Here is a 16947-nt window from a genome sequence, read left to right as displayed (position 1 = left end):
TATTGCGCCGATAACCCTCAATGCCACCTGAAAGCCATTGATAAGTTGTCAGAAAAAGAAGGTAAGCGATATTCAGGAATCCAATGCCGCTGACTATTTTGACTTTGCACATGTTGAACTCAAGGTTTCTTGTTCAAATTGCAGGAGGTATGACATCAGATGAACTTTAAAATAGCGCCGATGCAGTCTCGTATGCCATGGGATAATCCTTATGGCATGTGTCGAATCAATTCTGCCGCAGTATGCACTTTCAATCAGTTTAATGTCCAGCAAATTGACACTCAATTCCAATACTCCATACCAACCACAGAGGAAAGTACAAATCCCCCCCGACGTAGTTATGTTGAACGAAAAAACAGGCGCGCCGATAATGAAAAAAGACGCAGGAAAACCATGAATCAAGCCTACCAGGCACTTCGAAATAAAATTCCCGGAGCATCCAATCAACAATTAACAAAGATAGAGATTTTGATACAAGCCACGGCATACATTCAACAATTACAAGACCAACTTGGAGGCTGACCTATAAAACAACATTTAGTCTTATAAAATCGGATTTTTAGACCAATTTGCTGTCGCTGCAGTAGGGCAGTCTATTCTCGGATAGCCTCCCGGGCAGCTCAATCAGGTTAGAAATTAAGCAGTTAACCAATATCATACTGCTACTGACTTATCAGTCAGTTTTAAAAGCAGGCAAGACGGAAGTAGCAGAATCTGATTCAAGCTCATTTTTTGTTGCCTTGTCAGACACTCTTATAAGAGCGCCAGCTTGCTGACCAGCGCTTCTTGCCAGTTGCCTGTCACCGGTGCTCATGAAAACTTTATAGTAAGCCTTATGATAAGCATGTTGGTAAGACTTCAAGACAACCTGCCCTTTTTCGGACTGTGCCCAGGCCAGGTAAGTAGCCTTCCGTTTCGCAGACACACGGTAAGCCTTCCCTTTCTCGGACTGTTCCCAGGCTCGTTTGACAGCCTTCCCTCTCTCAGACTGTGCATAAGCCCTGCGGCAAGCCTTCCCTCTCTCAGACTTTGACCAGGCATTCCTGGCAGCCCTTCCTCTCTCAGACTGTTTGTAAGCCTTCTGGCGTGCCCTCCCTTTCTCAGACTGTGCGTAAGCCTTCTGGGAAGCCTTCCCTCTCTCAGACTGAAACCAAGCCTTTCGGACAGCTTTCCCTCTCTCGGATTGACGGTAAGCCTTTGTGTAAGCGTTCCTTCTTTCCGACTCCGCCCGGGTTTGTTTGGAAGCCTTCCCTTTCTTAGACTGTATGTAAGCCTTCTGGCAAGCCTTCCCTTTTTCAGACTTTGCGTAAGCCTTCTGGCAAGCCTTCCCTTTTTCAGACTTTGCGTAAGCCTTCTGGCTAGCCTTCCCTTTTTCAGACTTTGCGTAAGCCTTCTGGCTAGCCTTCCGGACAGCTTTCCCTCTCTCGGATTCACGGTAAGCCTTCCCTCTTTCGGACTCAGTACGGGCTCGTTTGGAAGCCCTTCGTTGCTGAGGTTGTACGTAAGTCTTATCATGATCGATGTTCAAAGATTCGCCAGCTCCTGAAACAGACGCTTCAACATCCAACTCATTTCCTGCTGTTTCTTTCAACGTTGTGATAAGTGGAGGAGGATGATTACTTAAACCGTATGAGTGAGAGCTCACTTCATCGATCATACTCCAAACCTGCTCAATTCTTATTTCTGATTGATTGGATAGAATTCTGTTATTTTGTTCGGCCTCCTGATATTTCCCAGGTTTATGTGATATGTCTAGTGGCTTGATTTTTTCAGGTTCTTGCGAATAAATAATCCTGACGGGCATTTTTTTAAAACGGGAATCATTGAAAGGGTTATGGAAGTTTTCACCATATGGAATCAAGGGGTTTATATAATTATTTGGTGCAGTTTGATCAACTCGCAGCCCGAATACCAAACCACTTTGCTGCGACCAGTCTTTAACAGTGAATCCACTGCCCGACATAACAGACTCATACGCTTTTCGGGATCCCGAATACAAAAAGTGTGAATTAAAATACGGAGTAGACATTGAATTATTGAGTTATTGAATTAATGACTAGGACTATGCTTTCTTATAAAAGTTCCTACCTGAAAGATACTACTCCATATTTATGTCAGCCAGGCATAGCTATCAATAATTGAGGTTGATTCAAGCTCATTTATTTTTTGTTTTATTTGATTTTTTTATAAAGGCGGTAGCTTGCCTGCCTGCAATTCTTGCTTGCGCTTTATCACCGGTATTCTTGAAAACTTCACTGTAAGCCCTTCTGTAAAGCATCTGGTAAGCCTTACCCCTCTCTGAATTTCTCCATATCCGTTTAGACTCCTTCCCTTTCTCGGAGTTTGCCCAGGCCTGTCTGGCAGCCTTCCCATTCGCAGACTCACGGTAATTCTTCCGGTTAGCCTTCCCTTTCTCAGAGTCATCGTAAGCCTTCCGGAGAGCCTTCCCTCTCTCAGACTGACGGTAAGCCTTCCGGTAAGCTCTATGGTATGCCTTACCTTCCTCGGACTGAGACCAGGCTCGTCTGGCAACCTTCCGTTTGTCGGTCTGTTCGTATGCATTCCGGGAAGCTTTTCGTTTATCGCTCTGTGCATAAGCCTTAAGGAAAGCCTTCCCTCTTTCGGACTTCACGTAAGCCTTCTGGTAAGCCCTATAGTAAGCCTTCCCTGCTTCAGACCGATCCCAGGTTCGTTTTTTCGGAGGCCTCCGTTTCCCGGTCTGCTCACAGACCTTCCGGGAAGCATTCCCCTTTTCGGATTCATGGTGAACCTTCTCTTTCCCAGACTGTGTGCAAGCCTTATCAGGAACTACGGCCAGAGATTCACCAGATCCTGAAGCAGAAGCTTCAGCATCCAACCCATTTTCAGCAGTTTCTCTCAACGCTGAGGTAAGTGGAGGATGATCAGTATTTAAAAAGTATGAGTGAGAACACGCTTCACCGGCCATACCCAACACCTGATGAGTTCTTGAATCTGATTGACTGGTAAGAATTCTGTTATTTTTGTCGTCCTCCGGTTGTGCCTTGGGTTTAGGTGAGAAGTCTAGCGGCTGGCTTTGTTCAAATTCTTGAGAATAAACCACCCTGACCGGCACTGTTTTAAAACGGGAATCATTGAAAGGGTTATGGAAGTTTTCACTATATGGAATCAAGGGTTTTACATAATTATTTGGTGCAGTTTGATTAACTCGCAGCCCGAATACTAAACCACTTTGCTGCGGCCGGTCGTGAAAAGGCAATCCACTGCCCGTCACAACAGTTTCATACGCTTTCTGAAATATTGAATACAAGGAGTGTGAGTTAGAATAAGGAGTAGTCATTGATTTGTTGAATTATAAGATTGTTGAATTCATGATTAGGACTGTGCTTTCCTGTAAAAGTTCCTATCTGACAGACCAAACTTAATATTTAACCTGGCACTTAAAGGTTTATTCAAGCGCATTATTTTTTGCTTTATTTGACTCTTTTATAGAAGCAGCAGCTTGCCTGCCAGCAAATCTTGCCTGTTCTAAATCACGGGTATCCCTCAAAGCCCTATAGTAGGCATTCTGGTAAGCCCTCCGCACAGCCTTACCCTTTTCGGAGTTACGGTAAACCTTCTGGTAGGCCTTTCGGGCAGCCTTCCGTTTCTCGTCCTGTTCATGAGCATTATCAATAATGATGGTTAGAGATTCGTCGGATTTTGCAGCAGAAGCTGTAAAGTCCAACTCATTACCAGCAGGCAATGGATCAGAACTTTCACCAGCCATACTCCAAACCCGATCAGTTCTTAATTCCGGCTGGCTGGCAGGAGTTCTGGTATTTCGACCAGCCCCCTGGCATGCCCCGAGTCTATATGATAAGTCTAACGGTTTACTTTGTTCATATTCTTGAGAATAAATAACCCTGACTGGCATTTTTTTAAAACGGGAGTCATTTAATGGGTTATGAAAGCTTTCACCATATGGAATGAAGGAATTCATATAATTACTTGTTGCAGTTTGACCAACTTGCAGCCCGAATACTGATCCATGTTGCTGTACCCTTGCTGTAAAAGCCGATCCCCTGTTCGACATAACAGACTTATACGCTTTCTGAAATTCCGAATACAAGGGATAAAAGTTAGAATGCGGATCAGACATTGAATTGTTTAATTACTGAATTATTTATTGTGACAACTCCTTCTTATAAAAGTTCCGGCCTGACGCAACAACATTTAATATTTATGTTGCAGAGCATCACTGGGGCCAGAAGCAGAACCGCTAAAATCCAACTCATTTCCTGCAAGTGATCTATTTCGTTGCAACTGCTTACTGTCCAGTTGAGGATCAGTAATTTCACAAGGATTTTGTACATCAACAACTAATGAGCTTTCTGTGTTTGATTGCCCTAATGCTAAAATAGACTGGATAGAAAAACGCTCTTTATCAGGAATATAGGCGGGGGCATGATCATTTTTCTGCATTTTTGTTCTGCCCGGTAAGTAGAGTGGCTGATCTTTTTCAGTATCGTTATCGACAATGGCTATCGATCTTTTTTCAAACCGGGGGTCATCAAATATATTTTGAAAAGATGCCATTGGCTGATAAAGGCGGCTTTCAGTCGTATCATCAGCATGCATAGTATATAGAGCAGAGCTACTTCTGAAACTTGGCGGGAGAAAGCCTGACATAGCGATATAAACTGCTTAAAAGTCGGCAACTCACGGATAAACAATAGTTCATTTGTCGTGCAATATTTTTCCTGGCTGACGATCAAGAACCTGTTTACTCTCTAAAAGGCTCATTATTGTTTGCTTTATTGGATTCTTTTAAAAAGACGGTAGCTTGCCTACCAGCGATTCTTGCCTGTTCAATATCACCGGTAACCCTTAAAACCTTATTATAAGCGTTACGGTAAGCCTTCAGGTAAGCACGTCCTTGCGGAGACTCACGGTAAGCTTTTTGGTAAGCCCTCCCCTTCTCGGTCTGACGGTAAGACTTCTGGTAAACCCTCTGATAAACCTTCTGGAAAGCTTTCACTCTCTCGGACTGATTATAAGCCTTTCGGTAAGCCTTTCGCTTCTCGGTCTGTTCGTAGGCTTTGAGGTAAGCCTTTCGGTAAGCCTTCCGCTTCTCGGTCTGTTCGTAGGCTTTGAGGTAAGCCTTTCGGTAAGCCTTCCGCTTCTCGGTCTGTTCGTAGGCTTTGAGGTAAGCCTTCCGCTTCTCGGTCTGTTCGTAGGCTTTGAGGTAAGCCTTCCGTTTTTCCGACTGCTCGTAAGCCTTCCCTTTGCTGGACTGACGATAAGCCTGCTGGTAGGCTCTCCGTTTCCAGGACCGCGCGCAAGCCTTCCCTTTCTCAGACTGCGCCCATGCTCGTCTGCGAGCCTTCCCTTTTTCGGACTGACGGTAAGCCTTCTGGTAAGCCCTCTGATAAGCCTTTTTTCGCTCAGACTGTGCGTACGCCTTCCGGACAGCTTTTAATTCCTCGGACTCACAGTCATCCTCATGGGTGCTGGTCAGAGATTCATCAGAGCCGGAAACCGTAGCTTTATCATCCAACTCATTTCCTGCAGGCGATGTATCTCGTTGCAGCTGTTCACTATCCAGTTGAGGATTAGCAACTAATGTGTTTTGTGAGGTTGATTGCTCTAACCCTAAAATAGACTGGATCGAAAAACGTTCATTACCAGGAATATATTTGGGAACATGATCATTATTCCGAGGTTGTATTCTGACAGGTAAGTAAAATGGATGGTCTTCTTGAAGATGGCTACTAACCATTAGTATCGACCTTTTTTCAAGCCGGGGATCACCTGATGGATCATTAAAAAGCACCTTTGGCTGCTGGAGACGGTGTTTAACAGTTTCATCAGAACGCATAGCACATTGAAAATTTGCTACGTCCACAACTTCACGAAAGAAAGCCTGACAGGATGTGGCAGACTGCGAATAAGCACTATCTCGAAAATAAGAAAAGTGATCTGCAGCTATATTAAAACCAGCAAAGTAGATAGGCATATTCATTGAATTATTGAATTATTGAATTATTGAGTTTCATACTATGACCTCTCTTTCATATAAAAGTTCAAACAGCTTTTAAGAAAAAACTATGTCCATCAGTTCCGTGATCAAATCCATCCAGAACATCATGCGCAAAGACGCCGGTGTTGATGGTATTGATTTTTCCCCCTGACAAGGTATCGTATTGAAAGCGGGCCAGACATTGGTGACTTTTTGATTACTCGAATATCCGGATTAACGTAAACCACCACCCCAACAGCACTCTGCCGGTGCTATGGTTGAACCATCATTCCCCAAACATTCAGAGAGCCGGAGTACTGCTGTGTTTGCCGATCATCCGTTGCTAAAGCCCTTTCTCAACCTTGAACCCGACACCTTCCCGGCGGAAGCTATCCGCCAGGTTATCGCCCATCAATAGGAAATGACCCCGTTACTGCTGGAAGTACTGCGGGATTTTGCCGACGACCCCATCATCGACGACAGCAAGCCCGCTCGTATCGCCGACAACAAGCGGGTGTCCCTGGATTCCACCGACAAGGTCTTCAGTGTCCTGAACAAATTCCGGGACCGGGAAAACGTGCGCCTGAAAGGGGGCCGGGTGGAAATTGGTGACGGGGAAAATACCGTCAGTGTTCGGTTTGCGGAACGGGAGGTCACCTCGGCCATTATTGCCAACGCCATCGACAGCCTGCGCTCCCTGCTGAAAGAGGAGCAGGCACCGGTGAGCATTATTATCAGCAGCGGCGTCAGCTTTGATAACGGGTTTGCCGCCAGAGAGTTTGCAGAGCTGGGCGGAGTGGTACTGAAGCCCGGTGATATTATTCAGGATGTACAATAGTTCAATGATTGCACCAATGGCAGGTAATTCATGATCGACAATGCATCCACCACCGGCAAGCGAACTTCCAAAGGCGAGACGGGCAAATCCCGTTTTGCCCACCCGACGCTGGGGTTCGGGGTGCCTGCCAATCCCCATCACTTGCAGGTGATCATCCCGAAAGAGAATCACGGTGCCGTGCTGATTACCGAACAACTGGGCATGCAGGCACAAGACCAACACGCAGCCATGATCGACCGCTGTCTGATGGACCTGAGCCACTTTATCAGCAATAAAGCATTGGACCGTGATGTGCGGGATGCGGCGGAAATACTGACCGGTCGGTTGCGGAATTTGCGGCTGGCATGACCAGCACTACCATCACAACAGTATGATAGTTTGTACCAGTCACCCTTCGACTTCGCTCAGGATGAACGGAGTGAGTACAATATGTCGGGATAGCCTAAGGTTAATTACTTAGTTGCTGTCATTGGGAAGCAGCTGGCGAATCAGGAGTTCCAGCTGGTCAAAGCGCTTATCGTGTTGATCAAAGCGCTCCCGGGTTTCTTTGACAAAGTCGTCGTGTCGTTTATCGGCTCGCTCAAACCCGGCTCGTGTTGCTTCCGCCAATGCAGTAATACTGAACTCCATTTTTTCCATACGGCGATCTTGTTGATCCAGCCTGCAGTCTTGCTGATCCAGCCTGCGTTCAAGCAGGTCAAAACGCACTCGGTTCTCACGCTGGTTTTCCAGAACAATCTGGTGCGTTTCGCCTGTAATCTTGACCAGGCTGCGAACCGCACTGTCAAGAGAGTCAACGTGCGATTCCAGCCGTTCTACCCGTTTCTCCAGACTCATAACAGCTTCTCATTTTTATTGGTTGGGCGTTGAATATAGCAGAAGTTCATGCCGACAAACCGGCAATAACCCTTTACCAACGAGGCCACCGTGATCAAACGCTTTTCTTCCCGCACCCACCAACTGGACAGAACCTTTCTGGCGGAACACCTGCAGGGGGCGGAAATGAAATAATAGGGATGCCGGTGAAAACCTCGTCTGTTACCCGTTCGAATATGACGGCCAGTGACACCCAGCGTCGAGAGGAGCGTTACTGATATAAATCAAAAAAGATTACACATCAACATGCAATTTTTTTGCCCCGGGTTCAAAGAAGTTAATGCTGTATCTAAATCAATACGATCAGCAGCGGGCCAATAATACCGACTTACTCTTTTGTCACTAAGGTCGTTAAAGTATTTACTTGTTTTATGCCTGGCTATATTGGTAACAAAGGCAGACTGCCACTTTGCTCCTTTCCCATTATCAATGAGCAGTTTCATAAATGCCACTGTGGTCACGTAACTCACGGCTATGTTATTCGTTGCCAGGCAGTCTTTAGCTATTGCTAATTGATCCTTTTTTGAACAGTCCTTCCAGTATTTATGGAAATCAGCTCGGAAATCTTCCAGACTTTTGTCCAGAAATCGCTTAAGAGAATCGCGGTTCAGTTCATCAAAGCAGCCCATCTCAAGGCGTAACTTTTTAGTGATAGATGATAATTCCATATATGACAGTTTCTCTGCTGTAAGTTCGTCTGGATCAGTTTTTTTGCAATGCTTTTTATCTCCCTTCTTCGTAATTTTTGAATCATTCCCATACTCTATGTATGATTTTTTGCCCTCTGGCCACATCATGAACTCAAGACAATTTAAAAGCAAAGTCAGGGTAGCTTTCCCAGATAATTTGCCTCTATTGTTGCATTGTAAAAAGTATAAAATACCGCACGAAAATTGATTACTGTAAAATTTACGTTTGAAATCAAAATATAAAAAACTCAGATCATTAAATTTCTGCCTATGGAAATCAGGGTTGTTTTTTACGAAGTTTAATGAACCGTAAATGGATTCAAACTGATATCCCAAAACCTCCCTAATAAGAACATGAGCATCAGAATCTGATGTAATCATTTTTTTGAGATGTTGATCCAGGATTTCCTGACTAAAACCATCCAGAGAGTCACTACAGATTCTCAGAAAATCATTCTTTATCATAACCTGCAGCCATTGCTCCGGATTAACAGTGCGAGTCTCAACAGTATTTATGCCATTAACGGCAACAGAGCCATCGCTTTGCTGAGCGAAACACGACTGATAGATAAGTTGAGACAAATGACTCCGCTTCCCAACCCAGGTAAAAAATTTCGCACCTTTTAACACCGATGGTGAAAAGCACTTCCCTGCAAAACCGCAGTTGATGAAGCTGACATCTTCAAAACTCGCACTGTTTAACGGCTCCATATTGAATTTACATTCCCTGAATTGGGTTGCTTTGAACACAGTGCCATTCATTGAGCAATCGCTGAAATCCAATTTTTCCAATTCATGATTGTGATTTTGCACAGCAATCTCCAAACCATCCAGCGACTTGAGTTTTCCCTCCAGCAGCTGCGGATTTTGTTGCATCAGGCGCTGGATACCTTTTTTACCGCAAGCTTGAACAAGAGTTTTGACATTTTCTGGAACCCCCATGTTGTGTCCAGAGGTTAGCTCAAGGTAACAGACTAACCAGGAGTGGAGAAAAATCTGCTCCAGTGGGCGACCGTCTGGCCAGTGGCTATAGCGCCTACGGAGTATGTACAACAGTTGCAGCTGATCTTTGGCAGAGCCTATAGTGAAAACATCCAGTTCATCAGGTAACGACAGAGGGAGGGCAAAGAGGGTCTCCTGACTAGTGCAACACTTAATTAATTGCTGGTAGTCACCGGCGGACTGCACAAAGACTTTCTCATTAGGCCGGATGGCTTTCAGGCCCGGGTAAGAAACGTCCAAAGAACGGACTTTCAGAAAAAAATCTGCATCCAGGCGCATCAGTGCTGCTGGTTTGAACGTCATGGACAATGCCCCCGCGTATTGACTATGGGCGAATTCACCGCAGGGCTGGATACGGGTATATACATCATGGCCAATAGCGCATTTAAACCGATTGGCTGTGGTAGCAGTCTCCTGGAAGGGCTCCAGCCCAATGTCAGTACGTCGTACGAAGGAAGTCAGGGCTCTCTCATTGTTCAGCATACCAGCCACAATTCCTGTCACTGGTTGCCCAAGGGCCGTATAGTTCAAACCGTGTACCGGGCAAAATCCCCGGGTCGGGCTCCCGTCAACGCCGTTGGGCTGACCGGGGTGGTAAAATACCAGGCGCCCGGCACGTATACGACAATTTTCATACCAAGGCCCTGGCGTAAGTCCCAACCGGTTAGCAAGAAAGTTTTTTTTGCCGTTGATGAGTGCAACACGGGTGCCGACACCAGCATCGACCGCTGCTGCCACGGCACGGTTCATCTCACCAAGACAGCCGTAATAGTCGGCCAGGGAGTCCAGCCAGCGCTCCTCCAGGTCAACAGCATCGGGGCGCCCATGGTCGATGCCCAGCTCCGCCAGCTCCCTGAACAGGGCCTCAACCACCGCTTTTTCGTGACCGGGAGCGGTCAGCACCATCTTATGGTCAAAGGTTCGGGCATTCGGGTCCCGCTCGGGATAAAACTCAATACTGCCTTTCTCGATGAAGGTCGGCGCAAGTTCAATCACTCGCACCGGTGAGGCCGTCAGATTGGCGTGTTCAAGCTGTTTCTGATTCACATAACTGACGCTCTCACCGGTCAACTTGGCAAAACCGTGGCTGAATTCGCTCAGGCGCACTTGCGCTTCTCTCTCTTCACCAAGCCTTGAGCTAACCCTTGCAGGCAAGGCTGGTGCAGGTAGCGGGGTCTGAATTAGTGGCAGTGTTTCAATAGACGGCTGGTCTGCGGTTAAAGATGCACGACAGCTTTTGGCAATGCTGTGCAGATTGTTCACAACATCCTTGATGGTCTGATGATCCTTTTTTTTCCACCGCTCTATATCCCAAGTCAACTGCTTTGCCTGTTTGTCACACTCATCGGCCAGACTGGTCAGGTCACTGCGCCAGTCGCAGTATTTGCCGTTCAGATGCATACTGACGTATTGGCTCCAGGTGCTCAGATGGTGCAACCCTCGCTCCAGCGCCAGATTGTCAGCCACTCTGTTGCCTGCATCCCGTGACAGCCTGAGGGTCATCCGGGTTATTGGCTGACCATCCTGATCCAGCAACTGAGTGAGGCAGACCTGGCCAGTGCGGATGTCCTGACCTTTAACCTGCAACCAGCCCCCACGGATACCTGCTGCCCTTATGGCCTGGTATTCCGCCATGGATACCCGTTCACCCGGCTCTAGCGTGTCTGGCAAGCGGGTGGTGAGCCAGGCTATGCGATCATGGATAGTTTGCCGTAACCAGCTGCGGTCACCGGCCAGATAACCGCTTTGTTCAATCAGCTGGCCCAGGGCCTTCCAGTCAACCTGGTGCAGCAGCTCTTTCAGGGTCTGGCCCAGCAGGTTGTCGTCCAGTTTAGTCATACTATCGACGCAGGGACTGGCAATAGGGTGGGAGTTCATTGCCGGGGCTTGTGGGTCCCGCAGTTTGTTCAACAGCAACGGCATGGAGGAAAAATCGTCCTCGCCAGACGCTGGCTCTGGTTTGTGGGCACAGGGGTAACGGGTGGCCAGTCCGGCGTGACTCCAGTTAAGCACCACCGGCTCCCCTTCCGAGGTCAGTGCCATGTTCTCCCAGGTTAGATCTTCATTACCCACAATGGTATTGATCAGCAAAAATCTGGCCCACTGCTTTGGCGACAGGGATTGCTGATGTTCCTTTGCGCTTTTCAGGTTACCCAGCCAGTCACTGGCTACATGGCTGACCACGTAAGACTGGCCCGCTTCCTGATGGGCAAAGGTCTCGGGTACCTTCATGCCCAGGAGTCTGGCGATGTTAGCCATTAGTACCTGGTTGCAGGCACTTAGCTCACAGGATGCCGGGTTCAGGTAAAAATGCCGGTTACTCACCGGGTCCAACCGTGTTTGTAACTGCGGGCATCCTGCCATTGCCACGCCCGGCTGCAGTTGGTTCAGGGAAAAGGCCGGTTCTGGCCCTGCCCGATGGTTGATGAAAGGAGTGATCAGCCCCCCGATAACAGCGGACTCCTCAATAATGCTGGAAAACTGATACCACAATGGCGAAGGATGGTGCTCAAACTGTTTTTTGATGCGCTTGCGCCCGGTAACTTCTTGTATCCGGAAAAATTCCCTGGCTTTTTTTTCACTGTCTCTCAGGGATATGGAGTGCCACAAATCACCCTGGCTGGCAATCACCTGGCAAATCGCCTCAGCCAGCTGGCGCCACGCTTTTCGGCCGTGTTCATTCTGACAGGTAGCAAAACAGTCCAGCTTATTCATAAAAAAACAGCTTCTTACCCGCATCACATCGAGGCAATCGGCATCGTGGAGCAGACTGCGCAGGGTCTGTATCTCCTCAGGCAGATACTTACAGGCATCCGGATAATCTTTATTGCGAACCGCTTCGCCGCACTGCCAGGCCAGGTTCTGGGCAATGCCACAATTACGCAGGTGCTCCATCAGGTTGTCAGCACTGGCCCGCTCCCACTCAGTCTGGTCTTCCCCATCATCCTCACGGCCGGAGTCATGGAACAGGCAGGCCTTGACCAGCAGCGGTACCATGCGATCGGGAAATGCCAGTGCCGGGCGATCTTGCTGCTCTTTACGCAGCTGCAGTACTGCCAGTGCCCAGGTGGCTGTCCGGCAGCTGTGCTGAAGGCCGTGATGAAGCCGGGCAATCTCCTGGCCACTGGTCGCACCGGGCCTGTAAGGTTGGAGCAGTGCCGTTTTTACTGGTGTCTCAGTGGCTTTGATCCACTGTCTGTCGAGCTTGCTGTCTGTTGATAACCCGGACGATTCCATGATGCCTGCTTTTCTGACCGACTGGTCGCCAACAGTATGGGTTGTCGACCTTTTGAGGCCATCCACAGCGATATCTGGCTCAGTAGCAATAACCGTTCTGTTATGCCCGGCTTTGCCCCCAAAGGAGGAGTTAATTTCGGCAGCATTATTGGAAAGATCGGCGTACAGGGACTTTACATCTCTTTCCGTACCAACTTTTCTGACGAAAGCTCTGGCTTCCTCAAGCTTGTGATGATCATTGTTGGCGCTGCTGGCGGCCACCGTATTGCTGATATTGGTACTAACGTCATAAAGACCTGTTGACATAAACATATACTTATACTTATAAACTGTTGTTATTAAAGAACTTGTACGTTTTCTGATCATCAGGTAAAGAAAAAGTTCCATCGAAACAGTATTGAGTACCTTGTCTTGCACTTAATGCTATAGCTGCAAGTGTCGCTCTGCTTGCGAATTCCCAGCAACTTGGGCACCCCACCGGTCGGTTGCTGCTTTGGTCCCCCTGCGGCTGTTTGAAGGGTTCAGCGATTACCTGAAAACTGACGTTTATGCCATTTATTGAATTCACGCTTTTTTTCGTTGTTCATGAAACTAAGAAATCAAGCTTTCTGTTGATTTGGATCAATTACCACGATTCAGGATTTCATTTGGTTAACTACTTATCTGCCCTGCTCAATTCTGCAGCCAGTGAATCCGGATCCAGCGAAGAGCAAAACTCCCGGGCCATCGTTGTCAGCTCAGCTGATGTCAGCACCAAGGCATTACTCAGGTTCAGCGCTTGCTGTAAACAGGAGCGATCAGAATGAGATAATTTAACACGTGCATCTTTTGTCACGTTTGTTATGCCAATCAGTTCCTTTGGAGAAGATAACTTACGGGTGCCCTGTATTAATTGATCATCACCAAGTCGAGTATCGCCATTCCTGGCTTCCCAGCAGACGGTCAGGCTCCCACCATTAGCGTTGGTCTTGTGATACAGATATTGAAAAAATGCTTGTTCGACAGATTGCCAACAATGTTTCTTCAAATCTTTCAGCTTCTGTTCCTCTTCACTTGAGATTTGCATGTGCCTCCATTCCCAGTCGGGCCATTCGCAGTCGGGATGGACGGAGTACAGAAATCTTTTTGCTTGCAAAGGTAATTCAAGATAAGCCTGAATAGACATAACAGATTCTTCCATTATTGCATGAATCTGCAAATCGCTTAAGATCGATAGTCCATTCGTTTCATCTTTATTTTTCAAGTTCCAAAGTCTGGCTTTCCGATGTATTTCAAGATCATGAAATATCACCTGCTTTTGTCTCAGCTCGTCAAACTCCGAACTATCCCGAAATACCCGTGGCAAAATGGCGTTGGCCATATCAAAAATGTTAGTTTTATTCCAATCTGGTTCACCGATCATAATCACTGGGCGCTGATGGTTTTTTCCAGCCCGCATCATGGGAAAGGCGGCCTTGTGTGCCAACATGCGTCCTATATCCGGAACTCCCGTTGGATTATTGGTCCAGGAATCATTCAGCGATGAGCAGGTGATCAAGGACTCAAAGGAATCTGAATGCCCACTGTGGCCGTGGGTAACCAAAACGGGTTCTGCCAAGGCCTCAAGTTTTTCCTGGTCATTCGACTTGCCCGTTTTTTCATAGCCATAAAGATACGTGTACCATTTTTTCCGGGCATCGGCTATGTAAGGCTTCAGTTCATCAACGCCCTCCAGACAATCCAGGAATGTGTGATATCCGTTTAGAAAGCGGATAGGGTTGTTATACGCCGGTATTTCATTTTTGTTTCGACAATAGGCTGTGTCCGGGTCCAGTAAACCGGATGCCAACGCCTCCCGGACAAAATCGATAGTCGAAGGCTTCGAGAAATCAGCGCCTTCCAGTGCTTTGTCTAAAGCAGAAAGCCAATCGTTAATGTCACTATTACCATTTATAAACAGTTTTTTGATATCCATGAGTCGTTTTATAATCTGACCATCTGCTATGTCCTTGATGCTGTTGTGCAAGCCGGAGTGCAAGGTATCTGCCAATATTTCCCTTTTTCCCCCACCAGATAAATCCGCTTCATCTTCGAAAAAGAGCTTACGTACTATGTCATTGCCAAGCTGCGCAGCCATTTGTTTCAGTAGAGCATCACTGTCGAGCAGCCCGGTTAAGTCCTCTTGATCGCACAGTTCTTCGATTTGAGAACTCTTTGGCGTTGCCTTTTGAATCGGTTTATCGGGCTCTAATATTTCCAACTGGGTAGGGGCACCACCCAAATCCTGCCTCGACTGCCAGCTGCGACCGTCATCCAGGGAGTACTCGGGAAATACATGGACGGTATTGCTTACCAATCGGGAGGCAATGCCAAAATAGCGGCAAAACGTTACAAATATCACGGAGCGATGCACGCAAGCCCCTTGCCGATTTTGCAAGAGATACTGGAAGAAGCCTTTACTCTGCTCCGGTTTGGCCTTACCGGTAAACTGTTGACAATAATTGGCAATTGCCTCAATGCGTTGCCTGGGAGACTCTGCCTGTTGAATAGCAACCAAGTCTTTACGCAGCCCTTCCGGAAATCCCTGAATTTTCTCAAACAGGGGATCAATGCTGGTTTTTATGGTGCTTGAACAGCATGTTTCCGGACGATCTGTCCAGTCTTTCACAAGCTGCTTACCAGTAAGCGACGTATGGCGTTTACTTGACTGTCGTTGAACCACGTAAGTAAAGGCTATGGTTTCGTTTCTTTTGGCAGCAGGTACCACTACGCTGTGCAGCCCGGAATAGTCGTCTCTGCGCAGATGGAATGGCAGGTCGGGCTCAAGGCTCATATCGATAATGTCTTCATGGGCACTCAGACCCGGGAGCCTGAACAGGCCATTGACCGCTTTCAGGCGGATATGTGCCTGGCTTTGATTAACACCAGTCATCATATTTTTCCCACTGGCCGGATGCCTGGGTAACGTGACCTTAACCGGCACTGGGGGCAAATCATTAATGATGATGGAACCGTCAGCCGAGACAATGACATCCAGGCAACGGAATCGATACTCTGCTGGATGGTATTCGCTGTCAGCAAAGTAGCTGCCAATCACCCGGTCTGCCTTGATTCGGCGCTCATAATCGGTGTTTAAGTTCAATAGCTCTTGTGTGATTTGCAAAGATTCCAACAATATTTTGTCTCTGCGTTTTCGTTTTCTCTTGTCTTGACCGGTAATGAGCCTCGCTGTCAAGGCCCCTGCCATGCGCGATAATGTGGACTTTTTTCCGGATCCGGCATGACGGCTGCGGGCTGATTGGCAAGCGGCTTCGACGGTTTGTTTTTCCGAGCTTGATGCTTCACTGATCGGTCCGCAATGGCCACCGGGTTGTACGTCTTTGGTTTTATCTCCGGTTTTCCCAGCGGCTAAAACCGTCAAGGCCCCTGCTATGCGCGATAATGTGGACTTTTTTCCGGATCCGGCATGACGGCTGCGGGCTGATTGGCAAGCGGCTTCGACGGTTTGTTTTTCCGAGATTGATGCTTCACTGATCGGTCCGCAATGGCCACTGGGTTGTGCGTCTTTGGTTTTATCTCCGGTTTTCCCAGCGGCTAAAACCGTCTCTGGCGTGACCTGATCAGATGGCGGGCTGACAGGACGAGTCAGCAGTTGTCGCAGCTCTTTCCAACAAGCGGGCCACAGATGAACCGGCTGTATACCGTGATGGGCAATCAACCGGTCAGCATGCGGCAGATATCCCTGCCCTGTTTTTGCCATGGCTTGTTGTTGGGCGGATGTTAATAGAAACGCGGTGTCCGGGGCCATGCCGGTATGCCCGAAGCGGTGGTTAAACCACTGTTGTTGCCAGTATCGGTAACAGGCCTGGGTCAGGACATCGTCGGTAATATCCGGTGCCAACGACAGGCCGGACGCTTGCCACTGCGCCCGGGCCAGCAGAGCGATGATTGCCTGCCTGGCCTGCGTGCCATCCAGATCCCTGTGGACAGTGATCTCATGGCGATCTTCCCTGAGCAGGGTGCACGCACCGAGGCGAACCAGCCAGGGACGCTCCAGGTTGGGTATGGTGGTATTAAGCCAGGTGCACAGGGCTGGCTCAACCGTACCTTTATACTCTGTTGCCACCGGCAGGCCCGATAATTTGTCCAGTGTCGTTTTTGCTGCCAGTAGATAGAGCTGGTAGTGCTGGCTGAACTGTTGCCTGATTGCCCTGTTGCTGAAGTCGCCACCTTCGGCAACGGCCCTGGCCAGTCTTTGCAGATCCAGGCTGGTGGGGCGCAACGCCAACTTTTGCTTCTCCAGGCATGACCGCAGTTGACAGTGCCACCGGGCCAGTAACGCGGCC

General features: G+C 48.0%; 11 protein-coding genes. 3 read left to right on the top strand and 8 right to left on the bottom strand.

The genetic code is table 11. The annotated features are described in order from the left end of the window. Window positions 1–159: 159 nt before the first annotated feature. Entirely contained in the window at window positions 160–522 is a 363-nt protein-coding gene (locus ACO6V1_RS12355; protein WP_422443881.1) for a helix-loop-helix domain-containing protein, read from the top strand. Window positions 523–673: 151 nt separating this feature from the next. Here ACO6V1_RS12355 and ACO6V1_RS12350 read toward each other — a convergent pair whose 3' ends face one another. The 5 genes from ACO6V1_RS12350 to ACO6V1_RS12330 form a co-directional block, all read right to left on the bottom strand. Further along, window positions 674–1657 (bottom strand): hypothetical protein, encoded by a 984-nt coding sequence (locus tag ACO6V1_RS12350; RefSeq protein WP_422467041.1) that lies wholly within the window; start codon window positions 1655–1657, stop codon window positions 674–676. A 498-nt stretch (window positions 1658–2155) separates the two neighbouring features. Beyond that, window positions 2156–2947: a hypothetical protein gene (locus ACO6V1_RS12345; RefSeq protein ID WP_422467039.1), complete on the bottom strand. Its 792-nt coding sequence runs from the start codon at window positions 2945–2947 to the stop codon at window positions 2156–2158. 480 nt (window positions 2948–3427) lie between these two features. Next, a complete protein-coding gene (locus tag ACO6V1_RS12340; RefSeq protein ID WP_422443887.1) occupies window positions 3428–4120 on the bottom strand; it encodes a hypothetical protein in 693 nt (230 codons plus the stop codon). 74 nt (window positions 4121–4194) lie between these two features. Continuing rightward, window positions 4195–4599, bottom strand: coding sequence for a hypothetical protein (locus tag ACO6V1_RS12335; RefSeq protein ID WP_422443889.1), 405 nt, complete (start codon window positions 4597–4599; stop codon window positions 4195–4197). 145 nt (window positions 4600–4744) lie between these two features. After that, on the bottom strand, window positions 4745–5518 hold the full coding sequence (locus ACO6V1_RS12330) for a hypothetical protein (protein WP_422467037.1): 774 nt from the start codon (window positions 5516–5518) through the stop codon (window positions 4745–4747). 883 nt (window positions 5519–6401) lie between these two features. On the opposite strand from ACO6V1_RS12330, the gene ACO6V1_RS12325 reads away from it, so the two are divergent. Both ACO6V1_RS12325 and ACO6V1_RS12320 read left to right on the top strand, forming a co-directional pair. Continuing rightward, complete coding sequence (locus ACO6V1_RS12325; RefSeq protein WP_422443895.1) at window positions 6402–6818, top strand: hypothetical protein; 417 nt, start codon at window positions 6402–6404, stop codon at window positions 6816–6818. Window positions 6819–6848: 30 nt separating this feature from the next. Continuing rightward, window positions 6849–7166, top strand: coding sequence for a DUF3780 domain-containing protein (locus ACO6V1_RS12320; RefSeq protein WP_422443897.1), 318 nt, complete (start codon window positions 6849–6851; stop codon window positions 7164–7166). A 108-nt stretch (window positions 7167–7274) separates the two neighbouring features. On the opposite strand, the gene ACO6V1_RS12315 is transcribed toward ACO6V1_RS12320, so the two are convergent. From ACO6V1_RS12315 to ACO6V1_RS12305, 3 genes are all read right to left on the bottom strand, one after another. Beyond that, window positions 7275–7655, bottom strand: coding sequence for a hypothetical protein (locus ACO6V1_RS12315; protein ID WP_422443899.1), 381 nt, complete (start codon window positions 7653–7655; stop codon window positions 7275–7277). 263 nt (window positions 7656–7918) lie between these two features. Next, window positions 7919–12928, bottom strand: coding sequence for a hypothetical protein (locus tag ACO6V1_RS12310; RefSeq protein WP_422467035.1), 5010 nt, complete (start codon window positions 12926–12928; stop codon window positions 7919–7921). 349 nt (window positions 12929–13277) lie between these two features. After that, the coding region (locus ACO6V1_RS12305) for a transglutaminase-like domain-containing protein (protein WP_422467033.1) at window positions 13278–16947 on the bottom strand (3670 nt) is incomplete at its 5' end.

This window comes from Endozoicomonas sp. ALC013, assembly GCF_049310205.1.
Lineage (GTDB): Bacteria > Pseudomonadota > Gammaproteobacteria > Pseudomonadales > Endozoicomonadaceae > Endozoicomonas.
The sequence above is the reverse complement of the archived record's forward strand: the minus strand, read 5'-3'. Positions and strand labels throughout refer to the sequence as shown.

Coding starts and splice junctions, on each gene's coding strand:
- ACO6V1_RS12355 (WP_422443881.1), top strand. CDS start 160: ATGAACTTTAAAATAGCGCCGATGCAGTCTCGTATGCCATGGGATAAT.
- ACO6V1_RS12315 (WP_422443899.1), bottom strand. CDS start 7,655: ATGAGTCTGGAGAAACGGGTAGAACGGCTGGAATCGCACGTTGACTCT.
- ACO6V1_RS12345 (WP_422467039.1), bottom strand. CDS start 2,947: ATGGCCGGTGAAGCGTGTTCTCACTCATACTTTTTAAATACTGATCAT.
- ACO6V1_RS12340 (WP_422443887.1), bottom strand. CDS start 4,120: ATGTCTGATCCGCATTCTAACTTTTATCCCTTGTATTCGGAATTTCAG.
- ACO6V1_RS12335 (WP_422443889.1), bottom strand. CDS start 4,599: ATGCATGCTGATGATACGACTGAAAGCCGCCTTTATCAGCCAATGGCA.
- ACO6V1_RS12350 (WP_422467041.1), bottom strand. CDS start 1,657: ATGATCGATGAAGTGAGCTCTCACTCATACGGTTTAAGTAATCATCCT.
- ACO6V1_RS12310 (WP_422467035.1), bottom strand. CDS start 12,928: ATGTCAACAGGTCTTTATGACGTTAGTACCAATATCAGCAATACGGTG.
- ACO6V1_RS12325 (WP_422443895.1), top strand. CDS start 6,402: ATGACCCCGTTACTGCTGGAAGTACTGCGGGATTTTGCCGACGACCCC.
- ACO6V1_RS12320 (WP_422443897.1), top strand. CDS start 6,849: ATGATCGACAATGCATCCACCACCGGCAAGCGAACTTCCAAAGGCGAG.